Here is a 19,925-nt window from a genome sequence, read left to right on the forward strand (position 1 = left end):
GGATGCCGATCAACACGCTGCCGGGCCGATATACGCCCAGCCCGATCAACGGCACGATCCAGCACAAGCGCGACAAAGCAACTTTGCAGGCCGATGCGATTGCACTGCTTCGCGAGAATGGGCCGCTGCCGAAAAAGAAGATCATCACAGCACTCCGCACCGCGAAGTGGCTCGTCGACGAGGTCATCGAGAAAGCTGAAGCGGAGGGCGAAATCGAGCGCTTCCGGATGCTTAGCCCACGCAAGCGCATGGACGAATACTGGTGCATCGCCGGAATGGCGCCCGTGTCAACGACCACGCGATTCAATGCCAGCGCGGTGCTCGCAGCGATGCAGGCCCACGCCCTTCAACTCGCAACCGGAGGCCGGGCATGAACCTGCTCACACGCGCATACATCCTCGAAAAGTTCGGCGTACGCCTGTCGGTCCCGCAGCTCGCGCAACTGCTCTCGATGGCCGAAGGGACTGTGCGGAACCAGATCAGCGCCGAGATCTTCCCAATCGCAACGTATAAGGAAGGATCGGCGCGGTTTGCACCGTATGAGGCTGTCGCGGAGTATCTCGATTCGATGTCCGAGAAAGCCAGACGCCATGCTGCATGACGCTACCGTGCGGCGGGTATGGCGCACCGATGCGATATCCTGTATACCGTCACCATCCAAAAATCACGCTTCCGGGGTTGAATATGGCAGTTCAAACTGGCTGGACTACAGCAGAGCTCGATCCAAGAAAAATCCAGCTTGATCTTCTAAATCCACGCATCGAGTTGAGCAGCAAGGCAAGCCAGGCCGAGATCCGCCTAAAACTGCTGAAACTTGAGGAAGTTTTAGAATTGGCGCGCGGAATCGTCAAAAATGGGGGCCTTTTCCACGGCGAACGGGTCATCACCGTCGTCGAGGATGACAAGCAGGTCGTGCTTGAGGGCAACCGGCGCGTCGCGGCCTGCCAGATGCTGCTCAGCCCGTCCTTGATCCCGGACGAATTCGCGGAGAGGTTCCCCGTCGCGCCGGCTGCGGTGAAAGCGGCCCTGCGGTCCATCAGCGTTGACGTTGCGCCAGACCGTCAAGCCGCCGATCCCATCCTCCAGAAGCGCCACACCGAACAAGGTGCAAAACCATGGTCACCGGTCGCGAAAATGCGCCGGGCGGTGAGCATGCTTGCGCGCGCTTCGATCGAGGACGTGGCCGTGGCACTCGGAACGACTCAAGGAGCGATTCGCAAACTTGTAAAGCCATATCGCCTGCTGAAGTATGCGTTAGACCTGGATGTATGGACGAGCGATGAACGGGCCGCGCTCGAAAATGAGAAGCTTGTAACCACACCATATACCCGGTTCTTTACGCTGAAGGACACGATGCGGATTCTGCGCCTGTCGTTTGATGACGACCAGAACCCGCATAGCGAGCTGCCTCCTGAGATCTTTCGCGAGCAGATGATCGCGATTGCCCGCGATTTTCTGCTACCCGATCCGGTCAAGAAGCGTCCACGGTGCGACACTCGAACCGAGCCTCTCGCCTATTTCGAGCGCTTCCTGAAAACTCGCGAAGGGAAAGCGGCGGTGAACACGCCGGCGCCATCGAAAGGCGCATCCGCTTCAAGCACCGCGCCTAGCGCTGCGACCAAGAGCGGAGCGGCCGCACCGGCAACTCCTGCGGCCGCTCCGCTCCCACCGTCGTCCGCGGCGGCCGGTGCTCCGAGGCCAAAGACACCGAAGGCGTCTGTTTTTTTTGAGAACCTCGACTGTCACGTGGTCGACGACAACCTCGTCAAGCTGACAAACGAGATCAAGACGATCAACCACGTGAAGTTCCCCGTTGCTGCGTCTCTGCTGCTGAGAGCGCTGTTCGAATGCGCCCTGGTGTTCAAGCTCAAACAGACCAAGAAGTGGGCAGAGCTCCTCAAACAAGGCCCGGCGAACAAGCCTGGTTGGGATCCCGGTCTGGCTGACCTTATCAAGTATGCAAAGAACTTCAACAACGGAGTCTTTGTCGAGCGAAATATCTGTAAGGCTCTCGAGAGCAACCATACGGAACACGCGAAGAATTATCTGGACGCGATGACGCATCTCAAATATCAGGGCATCGACGTGACCGCCTTGGAGACTTATGCGAATCATCTGCGCGGAACTATCAAATACATTCTTGAAGGCAATTAACGATGGCTAGAAGAAAGAGTCCTATCCCTCGTACCGAGCCAATGAGTCCATTGCGCTACCCAGGTGGTAAGGCGCGCCTCGCCGCGTACGTAAGTGGTGTTATCGAGGAAAACTACCTTAATGGGTGCACGCTTTACGAACCGTTTGCAGGTGGAGCATCAGTTTCGCTGGAGCTGCTTCGACTTGGATTCGTGAGCGACGCCGTGCTCATCGAGAAAGACCCATTGGTTTATGCGTTTTGGTGGTGCGTCTTCAACCAGACAGATGCCCTCTGCGCCGCGGTCGAAGCCTGCCCAGTCTCGATGGAGACCTGGCTTCGATTGCAACCCACGAGGGATGTTCGCGACCCGGCGGATAGCCGATACACTCTGCTGCAGCTCGGGACGGCCGGGCTGTTTTTTAACCGCACCAACTTTTCCGGCATCATCGGCGCCGGACCAATCGGCGGCGAAAGCCAAGCTTCCGATTACAAAATCGACTGCCGCTTCAACAAGGAAAAGATCATTCGGCAGATTCGCACGGCCGCAACGTTCGCCGAACGTGTCAGCGTCGAGTGGGGCGACGCGATTTCTTTCATGCGCGACAACGCCGAACAACTTGCCACAGGCTTTGCGTTTGTATATGTCGACCCACCGTACTACAAGGAAGGGCGCAAGCTCTATCGTCATCACTACAACGACGCCGATCACGTCGAGCTCGCAGTGTTCCTCCAAAACCAAGGCTACCCCTGGTTGCTGAGCTACGACGACCATCCCCGAATCCGTGAGCTTTACGCCAAGAACACGGTTCAGCCGATCTACCTGGACTACAACGTCAAATCGAGCCGGACCGCACAGGAGCTTGCGATCTCAAACCTCGTAATACCGGTCCCGGTCTACGAGGGAACACCGCAGTTGCTCCAACTCGAAGTCGACGCGTGAGCCCACGCATCGTCCGCGACCAACTACGGCTGCCTCGGACGTTACACCGCAAACATGTCGCCCTGCTGATGCTTCAGGCGGTCAATTTTCTCGAAAAGGCGGATCTTGGCATCCGCCTTTTTCAAGGCTGGCTCTGACATCAACCCGACCAGCTCTTCGAGCTGCTTCACGTCCCCGACGTTCTTGAACGCCTTCACCTTGTTCACGTACACGACGGACTTCTTCTTCTGACGCAGCAGCTCGATCACGTTGCTCAGCGTACCCGTACTCTGCGTATCCCAGATCATCAACCCGAAATCGGCTTTTTTGGCCATCTCAAGGTCCTTGGCTGTGAAGAAGGCACGGGTGCCGGGCGTTGCCTCCGTATCGACAGTGTGGACCGGCCAGCGCCCCACGTTGTTTCGCGGAAAACTGCCGCTGCAGTACACGACTGCACGTTTTGCGGAGCGCTCCTGGAGATACGTCTGAATGGACGTGTCGGCCCCGTCGGCATCGCCAACCAGCACATCAAAATTCGACGTGACGATCGTATCGATCCGCTCCTTCACCCGCACATCAAGGTTCTTGATCTTGATCGAGCCCGCAATAAAAACCGTAGTCATCTTTTACCTCTTGCTGGTCAGAGTAACGAGGTAGACGCTCGAAACCTTTCGATACTGTAGCAGCGCTGCGGTCGCGGCCTCGGCGGTGGCGCCGCTGTCATAGAGATCGTCGAGTAGCAGGATCGGCCGGGCCTCTTCGCCCGGCAGCACGTCTGCGACGACAAACATGTTCGCGAGTGCCTGAACCTTCTCCTCTCGCGTACCCAGGTCTTTCAGCCTCGGGCCCCCGGGCCGCTTCCACAGCAAATTCTCTTCCACGGGGACGCCGCACACGTCCCCAAGCGCCCGCGCGACTTCCGTCACAGGCTGCCTGGCCCGCTGGGTCGATGCCGGCATCGGCACGATGACGGCCGGCTGATACAGGCGCGGGCAGATGTGCTCGTACACAGCCTCGGCAAGCGCCCGGACCTGATCCCAGTCGTCACGATACTTCAACCGGAATACCGCCTCTCCGGCCTCGGACCGCTCGGTATCGAACTGGGGATATCCCTGCTCGTTGTCGCCGATATAGGTACTCCGGATCGTGTGTTTGTCCAGCGCAAAACCCAGTTCCCAGTTGCCGTGAATCTCCCGCACGTTCGCCCGCATTTTTCACCTCGTTGTTATTGTCAGTTCGGGGAGGTGGGCGCGTCAGGCCGCTTTCACAAGAGTCAGACGGCCTTTTTTTGCTACCGCTGCGGGATCGAGATTGGTATAGCGCTTCAGGTTGCGCCAATCCTTGTGGCCGGTAACGGTGGCCACCTCGGGGATTTCCCAGCCGGCCTCGAACAGTGCGCTGGTCGCCTCGTGCCGCAGGTCATGCAGATGGAGATCAACGATGCCCTTCGCATCACACGCCTGCTTGAAATACTTGCTCGCCGTGCCCTTGTCGAAACGGAAGATGAAATCGTTCTTGTGCGCCGGCAGCGACGGGTCTGCCGCACGCCGCTCCGCGTAGCCCTCGGGCACTGGATAGCGCGGCTGCCGCATGATGACCTCGTAGGCATCCCCAATCAGCGGAACCCACTCGTTGTTGCCGATCTTCTGGCGAGGATGCTTGCGGTCGCGCACGAGCGCGAGGTGCCGCTCATGGTCCAGATCATCCCATCGCAGGTTGAACAGTTCGCCGCGCCGGAAGGCACACTGCATCGCGATGCGCAGGAGGCCCGGCATCGCCTGCTCGCGCTCGGGATGCTCCGCAAACCACTCAAAGATTTTCTCGATCTCTTCGGGCGACGGGCGACGTTCGCGCCGTTTGCCGGAACTCACTAGCCCAAGGTGTCTCAGGCTCGGTCGTGCTGCCGCGACGGCGTCAGACAGCGTGATGCCGAGCAGCGACGCCATGTGCCGCATGACGGTCCCGAGCTTGGATATATCCATATCGACGGTGTAGCCGCCGGCACCCGCCTTGCGGCGCATCTGGGCAAAACCGACGATACGCTCGGTAGAGAGCTTCGCGGCAAAGTCGCTTTGGAATTCGTCGCGCAGCCGGTCGAGGATGTAATCCTCGTTGGACTTTTCGATCACGGGCCGCCCCGACTCCTTGCGGGCCTCGCGGTATTTGAGCACCAGCTCCCCGAGCGTCACGGTCGAAGCCTCGACCTTGCCGCCTCGATCCAGCTCGGTTTCGATTTCGCGCGCCCAGACTTCGGCGGCGCGCTTTGTCGCGAATGTCTTTGATATACTCTTGCCGCCGCTGCGACGCACCTGCGCCCGCCAACGGCTGCCGATGGGCAGAATGGATGCCATGTTGTCCCGTCCGGTGTGACTGTAGCAGTGTCGGAGCGGACGGCTGCTACAGGTTGGAATCTGTAGCAGAATTGTAGCAGTGAGGGTGTTAAACGATGTTACACAATGGTTCACGGCGCTTCATTTAGGAAGAAGCGAAAAAGCCGGAATCGCCCGCCGGATAAGGCTAAAGCCCGGATTTACAAGGCTTTCAGTCTATCCAGTGGTTTTGGTCATCTCCCTGTAGTTCAATGGATAGAACAAGTGCCTCCTAAGCGCTAGATGCAGGTTCGATTCCTGCCAGGGGGACCAGCCGCCCGCACCCATCCTCACCGCGCCGCTCGCCCGTGCCCGCCCTGTCGGCGTGGCCGTCCCGATCTCTCCCGTTATCCCGTTACGCTCTCGCTGCGCACCTCGCGCGAGCCGGTCGCCGATTCCGCGCGCCTCGCAGCGTCCTCTTTCCAGGCAGATCCACCATGGACATCAACAAGCAACTCGCCGCCCTCACCCACTCCGAACTGCAGACGGCCGGCGCCAGCCAGGCCACCGCCATCGCCGTGAGCGTCCTGCTGCGGCATCTGAGCTCGCCGGAGCTCGTCAAGCTGTTGTCGTCGGCGTTCGAGAATCATCAGGCCGTCATGCTGCAAACGCCCTGGCCCGAGCAGATGCTCAATTCGTTCGAGGCCACGCGCCGCTTCCTCGAAGGCGCCGCGCAAGGCCCGGCGCCCGCGCCCGAAACGCCGGAGGAGTAAGACACCCTCGCGAGGTTGCGGGCGAACCGCCGGACCTCGTCACCCAGGTACATCGCAGCCGTTCAGGCCGGCGGCCGGAGCCCGGCGGCACGCCGCACCCGGGGGCGAGCCGCCGCCCTCAAGACGGCCATGGCCGTTGTGTGATGCAGGCAACCGTGACTTGTCAATTGTTAACGTTCACGGGCTCCGCCATCGCCTACGATGGTCTCCAGCACCAGGCAAAACGAGACCAACGCCATGACCTCACCCTACGTATTCGCGCTGATGGCGGCGCTCGGCACCGTCGTCGTTTCATCGATGACCATGCTTCTGTTGCGTTGAGCCCGACGGCAATGTATCCGGCTGCGGGTAAACATGGATCCATCCGCCCCTAAAGTCAGGGACGAAACTGTCGTAATCAATGTGCATGGACACCCTGCGTCCCCTCCCGGCCGGCCACCTGATGTCGAGTCTCATCGACCAGGATATCGCCCACATTCGTCGCGTGATGCCGCTGTCGCTCTCGGGCGACTTCGGCGGCGCGATTCTCCCCGCCTCCTACTGGCGCAAGCGCCTGCACCGGCTGCTCGACACCGGGCACGTCAATAAAGGCCAGCTCGCCGATATCGACAGCCTGCTGATCCAGATCGACCTGCACGAATTGAACGCCGCCTCAGCGGCGGCGGCCAACGCGAAGCACGCCATCGGCAAAGCCGCCGGCCGCTGAGCCGCGTACCGCCTCTCGAACGTCCTATGCATCGCGCGCGGTGTCCGCGCGCATCGCCTTGGCGTCTTGCGTCACTGCCACTCTCTGCGGAATTCCTGGTGCCGTGGGTCACCCATCGGTCATAATGTCCGCCAAAATACCCAGAGAGGACTTCGTGCACCCGGCCCATTCGCGAGACCTGCTTCAGCAGGCACGCCAGCGCTTCACGCAGCAGCAGATCGCCGCTCACGTCGGCAAGGACGTCAAGACCGTGCGCCGTTGGGAAAAAGGCGAAACGCCCTGCCCCGCGATGCTCGAAGCGGCGCTGCGCGAGCTCCTGCATAGTGCGGAGGCCGCCGCGGGATCGCCCGCCGCACGATCGTCCGGCGCACGTCACAATCGCTTTCGCTTCGTCGATCTGTTCGCGGGCATCGGCGGTATTCGCATGGGCTTCGAGGCGCACGGCGGCACCTGCGTCATGACGAGCGAGTGGAACCCGTTCTCAAAGAAAACTTATCTGGAGAACTACGCGCAGAAGGATGGCGAAGGCCATGCGTTCGTCGGCGACATCGTCGAATTTCCGGCCGCCGACGTGCCCGACCACGACGTGCTGCTCGCGGGCTTTCCGTGCCAGCCGTTCTCGATCGCGGGCGTCTCGAAGAAAAACGCGCTCGGCCGTCCGCACGGCTTCGAGTGCACCACCCAGGGCACGCTCTTCTTCGACGTCGCGCGCATCATCGCCGAGAAGCGGCCCGCCGCCTTCCTGCTCGAAAACGTCAAGAACCTCCTTTCGCACGACCGCGGGCGCACCTTCGACGTGATCCTGCAAGTGCTGCGCGACGAGCTCGGCTACGACGTGCACTACCGTGTGATCGACGGCCGCCATTTCACGCCGCAGCATCGCGAGCGCATCATCATCGTCGGCTTTCGCGAGCCGGCGCCGTTCACATGGGATGCGATGGGCCTCCCCGACGAAGGCCCGCGCCTCGCCTCGGTCCTGCATCGCACCGACGGCAGCGAGCCCGTCCTGCCGTGGGACGGCGAGCGCTTCTTCGATCATTCGGCGCGCCAGGTGCATCCGAAATACACGCTCACGCCGGGCCTCTGGGCCTATCTGCAGCAATACGCGGAAAAGCATCGCGCGGCCGGCAACGGCTTTGGCTTCGGCCTCGCGTTTCCCGGCAGCGTCACGCGCACGCTCTCCGCGCGCTATCACAAGGACGGCAGCGAGATTCTCGTGCACCAGGGCGAGGGCTTGCGTCCGCGCCGCCTCACCCCGCGCGAGTGCGCGCGCCTGATGGGCTTTCCCGACACCTTCCGGATTCCCGTCAGCGACACCCAGGCGTATCGCCAGTTCGGCAACAGCGTCGTGATGCCGGTGATGCGCGAAGTGGCGCGCACGATGATGCCGCATCTCGATGCGGCGCTGGCCGACGAGCGCGCGGCCGTCGCGGCGGCCTGAAGGCCGGTTCGGGCGAAGCGCACCAGGCCCGCCATGGTCGACGTCGTCGACACCGCCACGCGCAGCCGGATGATGTCGGGCATCCGCGCGCGCAACACGAAGCCCGAGAAGCTGGTGCGCAGCCTGCTGCACCGGCGCGGCTTTCGCTTTCGCCTCGACGTGCGCGAGCTGCCAGGGCGCCCCGACATCGTGCTGCCACGCTATCGCGCCGCGGTGTTCGTGCACGGCTGCTTCTGGCACGGCCATCAGTGCGCGCTCTTCAAGTGGCCCGCCACGCGCCCGGAGTTCTGGCGCGCCAAGATCGCGCGCAACCGCACCAACGACGCCAAGGCCCTCGCCGCGCTCGCGGCCCAGGGCTGGCGCGTGGCCGTGATCTGGGAATGCGCGCTGCGCGGTGCGGCCCAGGATCCGCAGGCCGTCGTCGAGCGGCTCGCGCACTGGCTCGAAGACACCGAAAGCATCTGGTTCGAAGCGCGTGCCTGAGCCTGGCTTGCGGCCAAAGCGCCGCGCGCCGCAGTGATAAACTGGATCGACGGTCGGCCCCCCCGGCAACGCCATGCCAGCCGCGGGGTTCCCGGCACGTCGCGCCCGACGTGCGACGCCCAGCGAACAACGCCCGACGTGCGACGCCCGACGTGTGACGCCCACCCCATCCACTTCAGAACTGAACGATAAGGAGGCAACCGATGGCTGATTTTCGACTCTGGTCCGACGACTTTCCGAGTAACGGCTTCATGCCGAAGGCGCAGGAGTTCGACGATCGGGCCTTCGGCGTCGATGGCGACAACGTCTCGCCCGCGCTGCAGTGGGACGCGCCGCCCGCCGACACGCAGAGCCTCGCGCTCAGCGTCTACGATCCCGATGCGCCCACGGGCAGCGGCTTCTGGCACTGGGTGGTCGTCAACATTCCGCCCGATGTGCGCTCGCTCGCGCGCAACGCCGGCAAGGCCGATGGCAGCCTGTTGCCGCAAGGCGCCGTGCAGGTCCGCAACGACTATGGCACGGTCGGTTTCGGGGGCGCCGCGCCGCCGCGCGGAGACAAGCCGCACCGCTACATCTTCCGCGTCCATGCGCTGAAGATCGCGCAGTTGCCTGTGACGCCCGAGACCACCAACGCAGTCGCACGCTTCATGACGCATCTGAACGAAGTGGATTCGACCACGTACGTCGGGCTCTACGAACTGAAGTAACGGCAGCTTGCGTGCACGGGGCGCATGGCGCACGGCGCCAATATGCGCCATGGCGCGCCTCGCACGCACAACAACGAACGCACCCGGCGGCGCGCGGGCTCGACGCGCGCCGCCCCTCTGATCGATGCCCACATCCACGCTTTCCGCCTCGCGCGCCGATCCCACCAATCCCGTCGATCCCACCGACGACCTCGAGACCGGACTGCCCTTCCCGCAACGCTATTACGCGATCCTCGTGGTCGCGCTCGGCATCACGCTCGCCGTGCTCGACGGCGCGATCGCCAACGTCGCGCTGCCGACCATCGCGCATCACCTGAATGCCAGTCCCGCGAGCTCGATCTGGATCGTCAACGCATACCAGCTCTCGGTGACGATCTCGCTGCTGCCGCTCGCCTCGCTCGGCGACCGTATCGGCTACCGGCGCGTGTACCTGTGGGGCATGGCGCTCTTCACGATTGCCTCGCTCGGCTGCGCGCTCGCGACCTCGCTGCCGGCGCTCGCGATCGCGCGCACGGTGCAAGGCTTCGGCGGCGCCGGGATCATGAGCGTAAACACCGCGCTCGTGCGCATGATCTACCCGCGCACGCAGCTCGGGCGCGGCATCTCCATCAACGCGATGGTGGTGGCGATCGCCTCGGCGGTCGGTCCGACGCTCGCCTCGGGCGTGCTCGCCATTGCGTCGTGGCCCTGGCTCTTCGCGATCAATGTGCCGATCGGCATCGCCGCCCTCGTGCTGGGTATGCGCGCGTTGCCCGTCAACGAACGGCATCCGGCGCCCTACGACCTGCTGAGCGCCGTGCTCAACGCCGTCGTGTTCGGGCTCCTGATCTTCGCCGTCGACGGCCTCGGCCACGGCGAAAGCAACGCGTGGGTCACGCTCGAATTCGCACTCGCGCTCGTGGTCGGCTGGTTCTTCGTGCGGCGCCAGCTCACGCAGCCCGCGCCGCTCCTGCCCGTCGATCTGCTCGCCAATCCGGTGTTCGCGCTGTCGATCGGCACCTCGATCTGCTCGTTCTGCGCGCAGATGCTCGCGTTCGTCGCGCTGCCGTTCCTGCTGCAGGAGACCTTCGGCTTTTCGCAGGTGCAGACGGGCCTGCTCATGACGCCCTGGCCGCTCGTGATTATCGGCGCCGCGCCGCTCTCGGGCGTGCTGTCCGACCGCTATCCCGCCGGCATGCTCGGCGGCGTGGGGCTCGCGCTCTTCGCGCTCGGGCTCGTCTCGCTGGCCTCGCTCGCGACGCTGCACGCGCAGCCCACCGTCGTGGAGATCGGCTGGCGCATGGCGTTGTGCGGCGCGGGATTCGGCATCTTCCAGTCGCCCAATAACCGGCAGATTCTCTCCGCCGCGCCGCGCGAGCGCAGCGGCGGCGCGAGCGGCATGCTCGGCACCGCGCGGCTCACCGGCCAGACGCTCGGCGCGGCGCTGGTCGCCCTGATCTTCGGCGTGGCGCCGCAGCATGGGCCAACTGTGGCCCTCTACGCGGCGACCGCTTTCGCGGCCCTCGCGGCCGTCGTGAGCGTGCTGCGGCTCGTGCCGGGGCGCGGCGCGCCCGCGCAGGGCTAGCCGCGCAGACGCCCCTGCGCGGCCTTTGCAGCGCGCCCGCGCTGCCGGCCATTGGCCAGTCGGACGCCCGAACATGCACTAACATGGGTTTATGGCGCTCGGCCCCGGCATCCGCCGGCGGTGCGGCGCCGCTCTCCGGGCGAGTCAACCTTGCAAAGGGGGATTCCCATGTCTCTGATCGTCGCTGGCCGGTTCACGACCTTCCCCGCCGCCGAAGCCGTTGCCGAAAAGCTGTTCGCGCGCGGTTTCGTCGAGGAAGACGTCAACCTGTTTTTCGTCAATCCGCGCGGACAGCACGCGCGCCATATGCCGCATCTCGTGCATGTCGAGGTCGCGCCACCGCATCGCCGACGCAATCTCATCATGGGCGCCGTAGCGGGCGCCGTGGTGGGCATCGCGCTATTCGGCGCGCTGCTCAACGCGTCGCTGCCGTCCACCGTGATCGCGGCGGCCGTGGGGGCGTGGATCGGCTCGCGCATCGGCTCGGGCTGGCAGCGCAGGGCCGAGCACGAGGAGCGCGTGCATCACGAGACACGCCAGTCGGGCGTGCTGCTCGCGGTGCATGTGAGCGCCGAGAATCAGGCGACGGCCGCGGAAGTGTTGCGCGAAGCCGGCGCCGACGACGTCGAGCGCGCCTCGGGCCAATGGCACGGCGGCCATTGGGCCGATTTCGACCCGACCGAGGCGCCCACGCCATACGGCCAGACGGGCGCGCAGCAGGCCTGAAGAGGGCCGGCTGCACGCGCGCGCCGGCCCGTCCGGCGCGCGCAAAAAAACGGCGGCTCGAAAGCCGCCGCGTGGTACATCGTCCGTCTGTTGCAACGTCCGCTTTATCAGACCGCTAGCAGTCCACTGCATCGGTCCGCTTCATCGGTCCGCTTCGCCAGTCTTTCGCCTGGCGGGTGCGGCCTCACGCGTCCCCTGTACCGCTGCGCTTGCCGCCATGCCGGCCGCCAGTGAAACCCCGCGCGGCGGCGAGCCGCGCTCACTTCGCCTTGCCCGCGCTCAGCTCGCCTTGCTGGCCGTAGCCGCCTTCACGGGCGCCGCGCTGCGCGCCTTCGCGGTGACCGAAGCGGCCGTGGCCACGCTGCGCAGGTCGGCCAGGAAAGTATCGCGCCACACCGAGAGATTGTTCTCGCGCAGCGCCGCCATCATGTCCTCGTAACGCGACTGGCGCTCCGCATGCGGCATCGAGAGTGCGCGCTCGAGCGCCTCGGCGGTCTGGTTCAGATCGTACGGATTCACGACGAGCGCGCCCGGCATCTGCTCGGCGGCGCCCGCGAACTGCGAGAGCACCAGCACGCCCGGATCCTCGGGGTTCTGCGATGCCACGTACTCCTTCGCAACCAGGTTCATGCCATCGCGCAACGGCGCCACGTAGCCCACCTGGGCCTGGCGGAACAGCGCCATCAGCAACTCGCGCTCGTACTTGCGGTTCAGGTACTGGATCGGCGTCCAGTCGAGCTGCGCGAAACGCCCGTTGATGCGGCCGGCCTCGCCTTCGAGATTGCGGCGGATCGTCTGATAGGTCTGCACGTCGGAGCGCGTCGGCGGCGCGATCTGCAGGAGCGATACGCGGCCATGCCAGCCCGGCCCGTTCAGCAGCATGCGCTCGAACGCCTGGAAGCGCTCGGCAAGCCCCTTCGAATAGTCGAGCCGGTCGACGCTCATGATGAGCTTGCGCCCGCGCATCGCGTCACGCAGGCTCCGCACCGGCTTGCGGTCGGAAAACTGCACGGAGGACTTCGCGATCGCATCGGGATAAATGCCGATCGGGTAAGCGCCCACCTTCAGGAAGCGGTCCCACGCGTGGACCATGCCGTCCTCGCTCGCGGTGCCGTGGCCGCCGCGCTCGATATAGTCGAGGAACGCCTGGCGGTCGGCACCGGTCTGGAAGCCGACCACGTCGTAGTGGCACATGAAGCGCATCAGCTCTTCATGCGGCGGCACCGAGCGCATCACTTCGGGCACCGGCAGCGGAATGTGCAGGAAAAAGCCGATCGGGTTCTTCACGCCCAGGTCGCGCAGGCAGCGCGCGAACGGGATCAGGTGATAGTCGTGCACCCAGATGATGTCGTCGGGCTGCAGCAGCGGCTGCAGTTGGCGCGCGAGCGTCGCGTTCACACGCAGATAGCCGCTGTATTCCTGGCGCTCATAGCGCGCGAGGTCGTTGCGGTAGTGGAACGTCGGCCAGAGCGTCGTATTCGAGAAGCCCTTGTAGTACTGGTCATAGTCGCGCCGGGTGAGCCCCACCGTCGCGTACGTGACGCTGCCCTGCTGCTCGATGACCGGGGGCGCCTGCTCCGTCACGGTCTCGCCACTCCAGCCGAACCACACACCACCGGTTTCCTTCAGCGCGTCGAGTACGCCAACCGCCAGCCCTCCTGCTGCGGGACGTCCTTCCTGAGTCGGTGCCACGCGATTCGATACCACGATCAGTCTGCCCATTACGGGTATACCTCCTGTTTCGTTGGGTCCGGGGAACGGTGCCCCCACATCCGACGCAAGAGTCGTGCCTCCTTTGGCTCAGGCAAGATCGAGCTCGCGCGGCAGGCACGAGCGGCAACCGCGCGACGGCCGGCCCGAACCGGCTCCATCGCGCCCTCAAAAGGCAGTACTCCGTACGACTTCCGGCGAAGTGCCGCGAGGCGTTTCGCCCGCCGCGCGGGCGCCTCGCGGATCAGGCGTCTTGCTCGGACCCCAGATCGCGCTGGTACTCGAGCCCCTCCGCGCGCGCGCCGCCCTGGTTGTGCTCGCCATCGGGCGGCACACCTGGCGCCGGACGATTCTGTCCGGCGGGGTCGGGCGTATAGCCAGAGGACGGATTGGTGGGCTCGCCGCCCTTGTGCTCGGCGTCGCGCGGGCCGCGCTTGCCCGTGTAGCGGGCGGAACGGCGCATGGCGGGATGTCTCATGTCAGTGCCTCCTGCGGCCAAAGCCGCGAACCGGCGACGTGGTGACGGTGTGCTTACAGTCTAGGGGCCACCGCGTGAAAATGCCGGTAAGAATGGCGAAGCGTTTGTAACTCGTACATAAAAAGCACGAGCGTCATCGATCGCGCCTGGGCGGCCCATCGGCGCGCGGCGCCTCGCCGGGCTCGGGCGGCGGATCGCCGATGGGCGGGGCGTCGGGTTCGCCGGGCGGGGGATCGTCGGGCTGCGGCGTATGCGCAAGCCAGGGCATGCGCAGAGGATCGGACGGATCGGGGAATCGGTAGCTCAGCATCGGTTGCTCCTCGAGAGGTTCTGCAGAGCAAGTCACAAATCGCGTACCAGCGCACCTACCCGCACCGATACCAGCCGCGCCCATCCCGCCGAGAGCACGCGCGCACCGCGCGGATAGGCTAGGCCCACGCGGCCGGCATCGCGCTCAGGCGCCGCCCGCTGCGCGCGCGGGTGCTTCGCCCTTGCCGCCCTCGTTGCCGTACTCGACGAGCCGGTTGTAGAGCGTCTTCAGGCTGATGCCGAGAATCTCGGCCGCGCGCGTCTTCACGCCGCCACATTGCTCGAGCGTCGCGAGGATCAGCTGACGGTCGGCATCGGCGAGCGAGGTGCCGAACGGAATCGTCACCGCCGTGCCGGCCACGGGCCTCGAAATCGAGATCTGCAGCGGCACCGCGGCGGTGAGGTCGCCTTCGGCGCCGGCCATGATGTGCGCGCGCTGCACGTAGTTCTTCAGCTCCCGCACGTTGCCCGGCCACGGGTAGCCGTCCAGCATCTCGCGCACGGCTGCGGGGAACTGCTTCTTCGTGCCGTGACGCTCGTTGAGCTCGTCGAGGAATGCCTGGGCGAGCAGCTCCACGTCTTTGCCGCGCTCGCGCAGCGGCGGCAGGCTGATCGGGAACACGTTGAGCCGGTGATAGAGGTCGAGGCGCAGCTTGCCCTCCTCGACGGCCTGCTCCGGGTCGCGGTTGGTCGCCGCGATCAGCCGCACGTCGGTCTCGATCTCCTTGGTCGTGCCCACGCGCATGAACATGCCCGTTTCGAGCACGCGCAGCAGCTTCACCTGCAGCTCGATCGGCATTTCGGTAATTTCGTCGAGGAACAGCGTGCCGCCGTTCGCGCGCTCGAAATAGCCCTTGTGCTGACGGTCTGCGCCGGTAAACGAGCCGCGCTCGTGGCCGAACATCTCCGATTCGATCAGGTTCGGCGAGATCGCGCCGCAATTCACAGCGAGGAATTCGTGCTTGCGGCGCAGGCTCAGCTGATGGATGGTCTGGGCGGCCACTTCCTTGCCCGTGCCGGACTCGCCCACGAGCATCACGGACGCGGGCGTGGGCGCGACGCGGCTGATCTGGTCGTAGACCTCCTGCATGGCCGGCGAATTGCCCAGCATGAGGCCGAAGCGCCCCATGCGGCGCAGCTCGCCGCGCAGCGTGCCGATCTCCGCCTTCAGGTCGCCCGCGCGCGGCAGGCGGTTGAGAATCGCCTTCACGCGCTGCAGGTTGATCGGCTTGACCAGGTAGTCGATGGCGCCGGATTTGAGCGCATCGACGGCCGTCTCCACGCTCGCGTGGCCCGTGATGACGACGAGCTCCACGCCCGAGCGCGGATCGAGGTCCTGGAAGAGATCCGTACCGCTGCCGTCGGGCAGCTTCAGGTCGGTGAAGACGACGTCCGGCATCTGGCGGATCAGCTGGATGCGCGCCTCGCGCAGATCGCCGGCCTGTGCAGTGGTGAGTCCGTCCTCGGCCACTACGGCGGCTAGCGCTTCGCGGGTTTGGGCGTCGTCATCGACAATCAATACATGTGGCATCGCGTCTCGTCAGCCCTGAAAGATGAGTGGCTCCCATGCGCGACAGGCGCAGCGCCCGCGGCACGCGCGGGCCACCAGGCAACATGAGCCGGCGCCGCAAGCTTTGCGGCGCATGCTGTCGCGCTGCAGGGGAGTACGAAACGGTCGGGGCGCTCAAAACGGCGAATGAGCGGTTTTAGCTGCGCTAACGCAACAATACCGCGGCCAGCACGCAACCCGAACCTCGATTGTTGTGGATATGACCATTATAGACTTATTCGAGACAGGCTTGCGCGCGTTTCTCGGCGCGCAGCGGCACCCCCCCGGCCGCGCGGCGGAGCACGCCACGCCACCCGGCGCGGCTGGCCCGCCCGGTTGTTCTCGCTGCGATCGCGATCCTCCGGCGCCCGACGGCGCCACACGCGAAGGCCCCCGGCGCAAGCAGGGTCAGTGCCGCGTTGCCGGATCGCCGCTCCCGTGCGGAAACGGCCAGGCGCCGTTCGACTCGTCGCTCGACGAGCCGTTCACGGGTCCGTGCGTCACCTTGCTCACCGCGCGCGTGGCGTGCATCGTGTCGGCCATGCCCGCGCCGCTGTCCGCGGCCGCCACATCCGGTGCACCCGTGCCGTTCTCGACCAGTGCGCCGCCCTCGCCTTCCCAGCGGCTCAGATCGCGATAGAAGCTCTGCCGCTGCATGCGATGCCGTTGTGACCAGCGCCAGGCCAGCATCCCAGCCGTCGCGCCAAGCGCGCCCACCGCAAACAGGGTCCCAATCAGTCCAGGCTTGTTTCTCGCCATATCGCACTCTCCCAATTTTGTCGCCAACGAGGGATCGACCCGGTGGCGCTTTCCGGCGCCGCCGCGGGGCCGCAAGCCGCGGCCGCGCGTGCCGGTGTCCACCTGCTATAGCGTAGACGCCCCGCGCAGGTGGGAGTTGCGCAGCATGAGGCATGCCACACAAATGCGCCGCGCGGGCGCGAACGCGCGCCGGCGACGCGCCGGCCCAGGCGCTTTGCGGCCACGTCCATTGCCCTTAAAGGCGCGGCAGTGGTTAAATGTTTACGAGATGGAGATTCTGAGGCCGTTGGCGCGGCATCGGCCGCGCTAGTCCTGGACGGCCTGTCGTCTGGACGGCCAATCAGGACAGCCTGTCTGGATGGCCTGCCAGGACCGCCGTAACGGCGTGCCACAGGGTCTGCCAGCAGGACAGCCTGACAGAGGCGCCGCCAGGACCCTGGCGGCACCGATGCTGCCGGTCTGTCGGCTCCAATTCCGGGCGTTGCCCACGCGCGGCGTCTGCACCCGAGGCGCCGCGAGCGCTTTCCGGCTTCTGGCCACACACCCCAATTTGCAGGACGAACACGCTATGGCGTCAATCGAGCCGGGCTCGCCCGCCGCCGAACGAGACGATGAGCGCGCCGAACGGCGCCACGAGAAAGGCCACGAAACGCGCCGCAACGATCCCCCCGGCCCGCGCGTCGCGGGCTTGCAGTCGTACGGCTTGCTGTACGGCTCGTCGTCGATCATGCAGGAGCTCTACGAACAGATCGGGCGCGTGGCGCTCACCGACGCCACCGCCCTGATCGTGGGCGAGTCGGGCACGGGCAAGGAGCTCGTGGCGCGCACGATCCACGATCAAAGCACGCGCCGCGACGGCCCGTTCATCGCCGTGAACTGCGGCGCGATTCCCGACGAGCTCATCGAAGCCGAGCTCTACGGCCACGAGAAAGGCAGCTTCACGGGCGCCGTGCAGGCGCGCGACGGCCATTTCGAGCACGCGCGCGGCGGCACGCTCTTCCTCGACGAAGTCACCGAGATGTCACTGCTGCATCAGGTCAAGCTGTTGCGCGCGCTCGAGACCGGCGAGTACTACCCCGTCGGCAGCAACGAGGCGATACGCGGCGACGTGCGCATCATCGCGGCCACCAATCGAGATCCCGTGGCGGCCGTGAAGGAGAACGCGCTGCGCGAGGACCTGATGTATCGCCTCGCCGTGTTTCCGCTGCGCGCGCCGCCGTTGCGCGAACGCGAGCGCGACCGCGAATTGCTCGCCCAGTTCTTTCTCAGCGAGCTCAACGAAGAAAACGGCACGCAGAAGGTCTTCAGCAAGCGCGCGCTCGAGACCGTGCGCAACTGGTCGTGGCCCGGCAACGTGCGCGAGCTCAAGAACGCGGTATACCGCGCGTTCATCCTCGCGGAGAAGACGGTCGAGATCGCCCATCCGCAACTCGTGCCGCGCGTGAAAAAGCCCGTGACCCAAGGCGACGCGATGAGCGTGTGGATCGGCACGCCGCTCGCCGACGCGCAAAAGCAGATCATCCTCGGCACGCTCAAGTACTGCGGCGGCGACAAGCGGCTCGCGGCGCGCACGCTCGGCGTGAGCCTGAAGACGCTCTACAACCGCCTGGGCAGCTACGGCAGCGAGGACGGCGAGACAGGCTCGCCCGACGAAGGCGAGAGCAACGCCGATGCGCGCGATGCGGGCTGAGGGCGTGCTGGCACCGATGTGCCCGCGCCTATGCGCCAGCGCGAACGCGCCGGCACGAATGTGCCAGCACAAATGTGCCAGCACAAATGTGCCAGCACGAATCTCCAGTGCGAATGCATCGACTCAAACGGCACAAAGAACTAGCGCGCGCAAGCACGTAAGCGCAAAAGGCGCACGACGTTTTGCAATTTCTTGCACTTTCCCTATCCCCTTTATATAGGGCATCCTGCACAATCCGCAGCACCAAAAGGTGCTGGGAGCCCGCGCAGGGCGGCTGCCAGCCGCAAGCGGCAGGGAAACAACATGCAAGAACGAAGTGCTCTGGCGTGCAATGCGCCAACGCCGGCTCCGCGAATCGCGCCTTCGGCCGTTGCGGCGCTGTCCCAACCTCACGCATCGCGTGCACGCTGGCGCCGCACGGCATCGCTCACGGTGCTTGCCGCCGTCACGAGCCTGGCGTGCTCCGCGTGCAGCTCGCTCTACTCCGAAGGCGCGCAGACGGGCGCCGGTATCGCGGGCGCGGCCATCGCCTCGAAGGTCACGCGCAACGCAGCGGTCGCCACAGGCATTGGCCTCGGCGCCGTGGCCGCCGCGAAGGCCGGCGTGCAGTATTCGGAGCGCGTGGTCCATCGCAACACCCAGGACAGTATCGCCCAGGCCGCCGGCCCGCTCGACGTGGGCGGCGTGGCGCCCTGGTCCATCACCCATTCGTTTCCCATCGAAGAAGACGCGCATGGCCGCGTGACCGTGAGCCGCTCGATCAGCAGTGGCGCGCTCGACTGCAAGGAGATCGTGTTCTCCGTCGATCAGGATGCGACCAAGGACAAGGCCGCCTCCAGCGCGTTCTACGTGGCCTCGGTTTGCCGCGACGGCGAGACGTGGAAGTGGGCGTCGGCGGAACCGGCCACCGACCGCTGGGGCGCGCTGCAATGAGCGGCGCAAGCGAATTCGCCGCTCCCGAAGCACGCGACGTGCTTGCCGGGACCATGGCGCAGCCGCACGCCGCAGAATGGTACGCCGTGCCGCGCGCCGTTTTACGCGTCACGCGCGTCACACGTATCGCCGCGCTGGCTGCGCTATGCGCGGGCGTCGCGCTCGCATCGAGCGGCTGCTCGTCGATCGGCGCGGCCAGCGGCGCGGCGGCGGCGGCGGCCACCGGCATCGTGACGGCGAATCCAGCGGTGGGCGTGGGCGTGGGCATTGCGGTCCAGGCAGCCACCGACGAGGCCGTCAACCGCTTCATGAAGAGCATGCACGCCGACCAGCAGGAGATGATTGCCGAGACGGCCGGACGTCTGCCCGTGGGCGGCATGGACATCTGGCGCATCCAGCACAAGCTGCCGGTCGAGAACGGTCACGGCCAGGTGCGCGTGACGCGCGCGTTTGCTTCGGCGCTCGCGCTATGCAAGGAGTTCGTGTTCTCGGTGCAGGACGGCGACGCCGCCAACGCGCCCGAGCAGTGGTACACGGCCAGCACTTGCCACGACGACACCGGCTGGAAGTGGGCCAGCGCCGAGCCGGCCGTGGAGCGCTGGGGCGCGCTGCAATAGCATAGGGCTGCGATCAGTCGGGCCGTGCCCGGTCGGGCCGCGCTCAGTCGGGCCGCGATCAGCCGGGCTGCGATCAGCTCGTCGAGCGCGCCTTTAGTTGCACAAAAAAACGGTCGCC

22 protein-coding genes and 1 tRNA gene are annotated in these 19,925 nt (G+C 65.5%); 15 read left to right on the forward strand and 8 right to left on the reverse strand.

Translation table 11 applies throughout. From position 1 onward, the window contains the following. Positions 1-2 precede the first annotated feature (2 nt). From E1956_RS14090 to E1956_RS14105, 4 genes are all read left to right on the forward strand, one after another. Complete coding sequence (locus E1956_RS14090; RefSeq protein ID WP_134749785.1) at positions 3-374, forward strand: hypothetical protein; 372 nt, start codon at positions 3-5, stop codon at positions 372-374. Then, positions 371-601 (forward strand): hypothetical protein, encoded by a 231-nt coding sequence (locus tag E1956_RS14095; protein WP_134749787.1) that lies wholly within the window; start codon positions 371-373, stop codon positions 599-601. Before E1956_RS14090 ends, E1956_RS14095 begins: the two co-directional genes overlap by 4 nt. A gap of 83 nt (positions 602-684) precedes the next feature. Further along, positions 685-2,154: a hypothetical protein gene (locus E1956_RS14100; protein WP_134749789.1), complete on the forward strand. Its 1,470-nt coding sequence runs from the start codon at positions 685-687 to the stop codon at positions 2,152-2,154. Between the two features lie 41 nt (positions 2,155-2,195). Then, complete coding sequence (locus E1956_RS14105; RefSeq protein WP_167760012.1) at positions 2,196-3,074, forward strand: DNA adenine methylase; 879 nt, start codon at positions 2,196-2,198, stop codon at positions 3,072-3,074. Positions 3,075-3,115: 41 nt separating this feature from the next. Here the strand turns inward: E1956_RS14105 and E1956_RS14110 are convergent, their stop codons facing one another. From E1956_RS14110 to E1956_RS14120, 3 genes are read right to left on the reverse strand one after another with little or no spacing between them, the layout of a single operon-like run. Further along, positions 3,116-3,676, reverse strand: a complete 561-nt coding sequence (locus tag E1956_RS14110) for a hypothetical protein (RefSeq protein ID WP_134749793.1) — start codon at positions 3,674-3,676, stop codon at positions 3,116-3,118. A gap of 3 nt (positions 3,677-3,679) precedes the next feature. Then, the gene (locus E1956_RS14115; RefSeq protein ID WP_134749795.1) at positions 3,680-4,264 is read right to left on the reverse strand and encodes a ComF family protein; all 585 of its coding nucleotides are present in this window, start codon (positions 4,262-4,264) and stop codon (positions 3,680-3,682) included. Between the two features lie 42 nt (positions 4,265-4,306). Beyond that, complete coding sequence (locus E1956_RS14120; RefSeq protein WP_134749797.1) at positions 4,307-5,404, reverse strand: site-specific integrase; 1,098 nt, start codon at positions 5,402-5,404, stop codon at positions 4,307-4,309. A 216-nt stretch (positions 5,405-5,620) separates the two neighbouring features. Between E1956_RS14120 and E1956_RS14125 the strand changes: the two genes are divergently transcribed. From E1956_RS14125 to E1956_RS14160, 8 genes are all read left to right on the forward strand, one after another. Next, positions 5,621-5,695, forward strand: a tRNA-Arg gene (locus tag E1956_RS14125). Between the two features lie 164 nt (positions 5,696-5,859). Then, the gene (locus E1956_RS14130) at positions 5,860-6,135 is read left to right on the forward strand and encodes a hypothetical protein (protein WP_134749799.1); all 276 of its coding nucleotides are present in this window, start codon (positions 5,860-5,862) and stop codon (positions 6,133-6,135) included. 406 nt (positions 6,136-6,541) lie between these two features. After that, complete coding sequence (locus tag E1956_RS14135; RefSeq protein ID WP_232071161.1) at positions 6,542-6,841, forward strand: hypothetical protein; 300 nt, start codon at positions 6,542-6,544, stop codon at positions 6,839-6,841. Positions 6,842-6,965: 124 nt separating this feature from the next. Further along, on the forward strand, positions 6,966-8,282 hold the full coding sequence (dcm, locus tag E1956_RS14140; RefSeq protein ID WP_134749801.1) for a DNA (cytosine-5-)-methyltransferase: 1,317 nt from the start codon (positions 6,966-6,968) through the stop codon (positions 8,280-8,282). A gap of 33 nt (positions 8,283-8,315) precedes the next feature. Further along, the gene (locus tag E1956_RS14145) at positions 8,316-8,765 is read left to right on the forward strand and encodes a very short patch repair endonuclease (RefSeq protein ID WP_134749803.1); all 450 of its coding nucleotides are present in this window, start codon (positions 8,316-8,318) and stop codon (positions 8,763-8,765) included. Between the two features lie 203 nt (positions 8,766-8,968). Beyond that, on the forward strand, positions 8,969-9,472 hold the full coding sequence (locus E1956_RS14150; RefSeq protein WP_134749805.1) for a YbhB/YbcL family Raf kinase inhibitor-like protein: 504 nt from the start codon (positions 8,969-8,971) through the stop codon (positions 9,470-9,472). Positions 9,473-9,596: 124 nt separating this feature from the next. Then, positions 9,597-11,036, forward strand: a complete 1,440-nt coding sequence (locus tag E1956_RS14155; RefSeq protein ID WP_134749806.1) for an MFS transporter — start codon at positions 9,597-9,599, stop codon at positions 11,034-11,036. Positions 11,037-11,204: 168 nt separating this feature from the next. Then, the gene (locus E1956_RS14160; RefSeq protein WP_134749808.1) at positions 11,205-11,762 is read left to right on the forward strand and encodes a hypothetical protein; all 558 of its coding nucleotides are present in this window, start codon (positions 11,205-11,207) and stop codon (positions 11,760-11,762) included. 279 nt (positions 11,763-12,041) lie between these two features. On the opposite strand, the gene otsA is transcribed toward E1956_RS14160, so the two are convergent. The 5 genes from otsA to E1956_RS14180 form a co-directional block, all read right to left on the reverse strand. Then, positions 12,042-13,484 (reverse strand): alpha,alpha-trehalose-phosphate synthase (UDP-forming), encoded by a 1,443-nt coding sequence (gene otsA, locus E1956_RS14165; protein ID WP_134749810.1) that lies wholly within the window; start codon positions 13,482-13,484, stop codon positions 12,042-12,044. Between the two features lie 232 nt (positions 13,485-13,716). Then, positions 13,717-13,950 (reverse strand): hypothetical protein, encoded by a 234-nt coding sequence (locus E1956_RS14170; RefSeq protein ID WP_133197459.1) that lies wholly within the window; start codon positions 13,948-13,950, stop codon positions 13,717-13,719. Between the two features lie 133 nt (positions 13,951-14,083). After that, on the reverse strand, positions 14,084-14,260 hold the full coding sequence (locus tag E1956_RS46120; protein ID WP_167760013.1) for a hypothetical protein: 177 nt from the start codon (positions 14,258-14,260) through the stop codon (positions 14,084-14,086). Positions 14,261-14,404: 144 nt separating this feature from the next. After that, on the reverse strand, positions 14,405-15,790 hold the full coding sequence (locus E1956_RS14175; RefSeq protein ID WP_134749812.1) for a sigma-54-dependent transcriptional regulator: 1,386 nt from the start codon (positions 15,788-15,790) through the stop codon (positions 14,405-14,407). Between the two features lie 426 nt (positions 15,791-16,216). Then, positions 16,217-16,567: a hypothetical protein gene (locus E1956_RS14180; RefSeq protein ID WP_134749814.1), complete on the reverse strand. Its 351-nt coding sequence runs from the start codon at positions 16,565-16,567 to the stop codon at positions 16,217-16,219. Between the two features lie 568 nt (positions 16,568-17,135). Here E1956_RS14180 and E1956_RS14185 point away from each other — a divergent pair. From E1956_RS14185 to E1956_RS14195, 3 genes are all read left to right on the forward strand, one after another. Further along, entirely contained in the window at positions 17,136-18,257 is a 1,122-nt protein-coding gene (locus E1956_RS14185) for a sigma-54 interaction domain-containing protein (RefSeq protein ID WP_134749816.1), read from the forward strand. A gap of 303 nt (positions 18,258-18,560) precedes the next feature. Continuing rightward, positions 18,561-19,190 carry a hypothetical protein gene (locus E1956_RS14190; RefSeq protein ID WP_232071163.1) on the forward strand — a complete coding sequence of 210 codons (630 nt, stop codon included), beginning with the start codon at positions 18,561-18,563 and terminating at the stop codon, positions 19,188-19,190. Between the two features lie 53 nt (positions 19,191-19,243). Further along, entirely contained in the window at positions 19,244-19,807 is a 564-nt protein-coding gene (locus E1956_RS14195) for a hypothetical protein (protein ID WP_418789260.1), read from the forward strand. Positions 19,808-19,925: the final 118 nt, after the last annotated feature.

This window comes from Paraburkholderia pallida (assembly GCF_004524855.1).
Lineage (GTDB): Bacteria > Pseudomonadota > Gammaproteobacteria > Burkholderiales > Burkholderiaceae > Paraburkholderia > Paraburkholderia oxyphila.

Coding starts and splice junctions, on each gene's coding strand:
- E1956_RS14090 (WP_134749785.1), top strand. CDS start 3: ATGCCGATCAACACGCTGCCGGGCCGATATACGCCCAGCCCGATCAAC.
- E1956_RS14095 (WP_134749787.1), top strand. CDS start 371: ATGAACCTGCTCACACGCGCATACATCCTCGAAAAGTTCGGCGTACGC.
- E1956_RS14100 (WP_134749789.1), top strand. CDS start 685: ATGGCAGTTCAAACTGGCTGGACTACAGCAGAGCTCGATCCAAGAAAA.
- E1956_RS14105 (WP_167760012.1), top strand. CDS start 2,196: ATGAGTCCATTGCGCTACCCAGGTGGTAAGGCGCGCCTCGCCGCGTAC.
- E1956_RS14110 (WP_134749793.1), bottom strand. CDS start 3,676: ATGACTACGGTTTTTATTGCGGGCTCGATCAAGATCAAGAACCTTGAT.
- E1956_RS14115 (WP_134749795.1), bottom strand. CDS start 4,264: ATGCGGGCGAACGTGCGGGAGATTCACGGCAACTGGGAACTGGGTTTT.
- E1956_RS14120 (WP_134749797.1), bottom strand. CDS start 5,404: ATGGCATCCATTCTGCCCATCGGCAGCCGTTGGCGGGCGCAGGTGCGT.
- E1956_RS14130 (WP_134749799.1), top strand. CDS start 5,860: ATGGACATCAACAAGCAACTCGCCGCCCTCACCCACTCCGAACTGCAG.
- E1956_RS14135 (WP_232071161.1), top strand. CDS start 6,542: ATGGACACCCTGCGTCCCCTCCCGGCCGGCCACCTGATGTCGAGTCTC.
- dcm (WP_134749801.1), top strand. CDS start 6,966: ATGTCCGCCAAAATACCCAGAGAGGACTTCGTGCACCCGGCCCATTCG.
- E1956_RS14145 (WP_134749803.1), top strand. CDS start 8,316: ATGGTCGACGTCGTCGACACCGCCACGCGCAGCCGGATGATGTCGGGC.
- E1956_RS14150 (WP_134749805.1), top strand. CDS start 8,969: ATGGCTGATTTTCGACTCTGGTCCGACGACTTTCCGAGTAACGGCTTC.
- E1956_RS14155 (WP_134749806.1), top strand. CDS start 9,597: ATGCCCACATCCACGCTTTCCGCCTCGCGCGCCGATCCCACCAATCCC.
- E1956_RS14160 (WP_134749808.1), top strand. CDS start 11,205: ATGTCTCTGATCGTCGCTGGCCGGTTCACGACCTTCCCCGCCGCCGAA.
- otsA (WP_134749810.1), bottom strand. CDS start 13,484: ATGGGCAGACTGATCGTGGTATCGAATCGCGTGGCACCGACTCAGGAA.
- E1956_RS14170 (WP_133197459.1), bottom strand. CDS start 13,950: ATGAGACATCCCGCCATGCGCCGTTCCGCCCGCTACACGGGCAAGCGC.
- E1956_RS46120 (WP_167760013.1), bottom strand. CDS start 14,260: ATGCTGAGCTACCGATTCCCCGATCCGTCCGATCCTCTGCGCATGCCC.
- E1956_RS14175 (WP_134749812.1), bottom strand. CDS start 15,790: ATGCCACATGTATTGATTGTCGATGACGACGCCCAAACCCGCGAAGCG.
- E1956_RS14180 (WP_134749814.1), bottom strand. CDS start 16,567: ATGGCGAGAAACAAGCCTGGACTGATTGGGACCCTGTTTGCGGTGGGC.
- E1956_RS14185 (WP_134749816.1), top strand. CDS start 17,136: ATGGCGTCAATCGAGCCGGGCTCGCCCGCCGCCGAACGAGACGATGAG.
- E1956_RS14190 (WP_232071163.1), top strand. CDS start 18,561: ATGCAAGAACGAAGTGCTCTGGCGTGCAATGCGCCAACGCCGGCTCCG.
- E1956_RS14195 (WP_418789260.1), top strand. CDS start 19,244: ATGGCGCAGCCGCACGCCGCAGAATGGTACGCCGTGCCGCGCGCCGTT.